The sequence below is a fragment of the Streptomyces sp. NPDC002640 genome, assembly GCF_053592575.1.
The window spans coordinates 1-3,234 of the sequence record NZ_JBSFVZ010000058.1; the positions used below are offsets into that span (position 1 = coordinate 1).

Genomic DNA, 3,234 nt, shown 5'->3' on the forward strand with positions numbered 1-3,234 from the left:
AGACGTGCCTCACAACCAGCAGATATCTCACAGTCACACGGACTGATGAGCCCATGTGCCTCACACAACGAGGGCCAGATCAGGACCGCAGATAACCGTGGTCGTCATCGCGTACATCGAGGTCTGAGCCAGGAAGGGAAGTCGCGGTGCCCTCTCTCAGAGAACTCTCCGGACGCCGTGAGCTCGGAGGCCTCCGGACCGTGGTGGTGAAGTGCCCCGCAACGGCGACGGTGCTCCGTGAAGGACCGGCGCAAGATGGCGGACCGGGTGCCGCCTGGCTCGCGTTCCTGTGCCCGGAGCACTCCACACGCATGGAGAGGTGGCCCGGGACCGCAGACCATTCCGACAGAGGCACCATGCCGTGCGGCACCGTTCTGGACTACCGCCCGGCCGAAGAGCAGCTGCAGTCCCATGCCGAGCTGTGGCTGACACCACTGACGGGAGTGGATCCCGCAGCGCACGGCGGTGCCTGGCGCGATGTCCTGGACCATGCCCGCGGAGTGCTGCTCGCCCGGGCGGACGAAGGAGCCGGCGCCGGCCAGGATGGTCCGCTGCAGCACATGATGCTGCCGCTGGGCATGGCCCGGGCTGCTGCAGCCAGAGGAGACCTCGCGGCTGCTGCAGCAGCCCTCGTGTACTGCGAGATGTTCGCACTGGATCTGTAGGCCGCTGCTCGCCGCACGGATGCCTGCTGCACGAGGTGCTGCCGCTGTTCGGACTGCCGGAGAGCGATGACATTCGAAGGCCGGCCCGGGCACCGCAAGGATGCTGCTCGGGTAGCTGCCCAGGGCAGCGGGGTCGTGCAGCAAACGGCGCGTTCGTCTGCTGCACGACCTCGCTGCTGTCGGCCAGTGGGTGGCCCATCGCTCCAGTTCGGCCCTGCGCTGGGCAACCTTTGTCCACCCCGACGGGGACCTTCGGTGTCGGAGCCGATACCAGGAACGCCTTCGGCGCCGCACCCTTCACGGGTGCGGCGCCGATGTCCGTATGAGGGTGCTGACGCGTCAGCCGACGGCGTGCAGCGCGCCGCGCCTCCTGGCGGCCGAGGCCTTCTTCGCAGCGGCGGCGGCCGCGCGCTTCTTGCGCTGCTCGGCGAGCTGGTCCTGATAGGCGGCGACGGCCCGGTGGTAGTCGGCCACGTAGGTCTTGCTGTCCAGCCGGTCAGCCTTCGGCATCGCCTTGACGGCGTCCAGGGCGTCCTCGGGCGAGTTGTAGCCGGCCAGCATCGGGTTGATCTGGTAGACGCCGTTGCGGACCTTTTTGACGAGCTTGGCCAGCTCCAGTTCCCGCAGCGCTGCGTTCACGCTGGGACGGCTGAGCCCGAGCAGCTCACCGAGGGTGGCCTGGTCCATCGCGATACGGCCGCCGGCCTCGCTGCGCGCCCGGAGCTTGAGCAGCGCCCGGTAGGCGGCGGGCGGCAGGTCCAGATCGGCGAGAAGACCGTCGGCGTTGGTCGCGGACCACTTCAAGGTGCTCACTGGGCTGATCCCTCCTCCTGGCGCTGCGCACGGGCCAGTCGGCGTGCAGCGCGTTCCTCGGCCCGCTTCTTCCGCAGTTCCTCGATCGCCTCGCGCATGTGCTCCAGCGACGGGAACCGCACCAGATCCGGCAGGCTCTCGTCCCTGCGGATCCGCTCGATCGTCTTGTCCTGGTCGACCTGCACGTAGTCAGCTTCGACCAGCTCCGTGCCCGGGATGAACTCGGCTACACGGTACGAGTAGGGCGGGTTGAACTGGTAGATGCCGCGGCGCACTTTGAAGACAATGCCGTGGCCCATGATCTCCTGGAGCGCCTCGTTGATCTTCGCGCGGGGCACGTCCAGGACGGTTGCCATCTCCCCCTGAGTCAGCCGGATCTGCCCGCCGGCCCTCTGGCAGGCGATCAGCAGCAGGATCAGCCGCAGGGGCAAGGCCTCGCGGAAGTACTGCGCGATCAGGAAGAAGAACTCCAGCGAGTCCATGGAGAACGCCTTGGGACGCTCCGGGGTGTCGTAGACCTCCAGCGGCTTGCGCTCACTGCTGAGCGAGAGCTTCCGCCGAGGGTAACGGCGAGCGACCGAGTCGAGGTCCTCAACCGGCCGTACCGGTTTGGACCACGCCTGGATCTCATCACCGAGGGGCAGCTCCGTACGGCGCGGTGCACGCCTCGGTGCGGAACGGCGGCGCTGTGGCTCGGGTGTCACGAGGCTGCTCCACTTCGCTGATCTTGGACCCCAGCAGTATGTCAGCCACGCCGACAGATACGTCGGCCTCACTGACATTCCGGCGTGTTGTGTCCCCCCAGGGGGGACAGATCTCCCCCCAACGCGCGGCAGCTGTCCGCCTAACGGAACGCTGCGACAGATGTCGGCCTCGCTGACGTTCCGCACCCAAAACTGTCAGCCACACCGACATTTGGCCGTCGTTCTGACTACTCAGGAGGTACACATCCGAGGCGTTGTGTACCTCCTGAAGTGACACAACGTCGGAGTGCCGAGCTCCTGACCTGCGGGTTCTTGATTTCCCTAGTATTAGGTGGCTGAGGTCCACCGGTGCCGCAGCACCTCCCGCACCAACCGACGGACCCTGCCCTCGGGGACCCCCACCGCGCGCAGCTCACATCTCCATCGGTTCCCAAACGCCATCCTGTCCGTTTCGGAAAATCCTCCACGAACACCTCAACCCCGCATTGTCTGCAGTTTTTCGAACCCTTATTTTCTGCGCGTCATCCGTCATTTTGACCTCCCTTTCTTTGTCAAATCAGTCCGGCTATCCGAACCGTATTCCGCGACCTTTTTCAGTAGCTGAAGGAGGGGTAAAGTATCATTCCAGTCCCTATCTGGCTAGTATCTTTGAAGCACGCCCCCGGGTTCCACTCCTCTACCTCACTCGCGCCCGCCTGCCACTCGCCCGACCACCCGTCACCCCTCCCTCTGCTTGCTGCTGCTGGGACCGTCAGGCCCGTGGGTGGGTCGCGCGAAGCGCTACCCACCTTGCCCACACCGGAGTGCGGGGGTGCACCCCGGGTGGCTGGAGCGCAGCGGAGGCCACGGGTCGGCCGGAGGCCGGCCCCGGCCCGCAACGCGGGCCGAACGCCCTGCAGTTGGGTGGCGGGCGCGGAGCGCGTGTCACCTGGCGGTGAGCGAAGCGAACCGCTCCGCTCACGCGGAGCGGGAGCGGCCGGGGCGCGAAGGGCCCCCGCTCGCTTGCATCGGGCGAAGCCCGATGAGATAGGAATATCAAAACTCTGAAATAC

At 66.5% G+C, this 3,234-nt stretch carries 3 protein-coding genes; 1 reads left to right on the top strand and 2 read right to left on the bottom strand.

Annotation, left to right across the window (positions count from 1 at the left end):
* Positions 1 to 356 precede the first annotated feature (356 nt).
* On the top strand, positions 357 to 665 hold the full coding sequence (locus ACWD3O_RS33960; protein ID WP_451418557.1) for a hypothetical protein: 309 nt from the start codon (positions 357 to 359) through the stop codon (positions 663 to 665).
* A 339-nt stretch (positions 666 to 1,004) separates the two neighbouring features.
* Here the strand turns inward: ACWD3O_RS33960 and ACWD3O_RS33965 are convergent, their stop codons facing one another.
* A complete protein-coding gene (locus ACWD3O_RS33965; RefSeq protein WP_451418558.1) occupies positions 1,005 to 1,478 on the bottom strand; it encodes a helix-turn-helix domain-containing protein in 474 nt (157 codons plus the stop codon).
* Positions 1,475 to 2,182 (bottom strand): hypothetical protein, encoded by a 708-nt coding sequence (locus ACWD3O_RS33970; RefSeq protein WP_451418559.1) that lies wholly within the window; start codon positions 2,180 to 2,182, stop codon positions 1,475 to 1,477. Before ACWD3O_RS33970 ends, ACWD3O_RS33965 begins: the two co-directional genes overlap by 4 nt.
* Positions 2,183 to 3,234: the final 1,052 nt, after the last annotated feature.

Bases quoted from the DNA above. Each gene is read 5' to 3' on its own strand.
- ACWD3O_RS33960 (WP_451418557.1), top strand. From the start codon at position 357: ATGCCGTGCGGCACCGTTCTGGACTACCGCCCGGCCGAAGAGCAGCTG.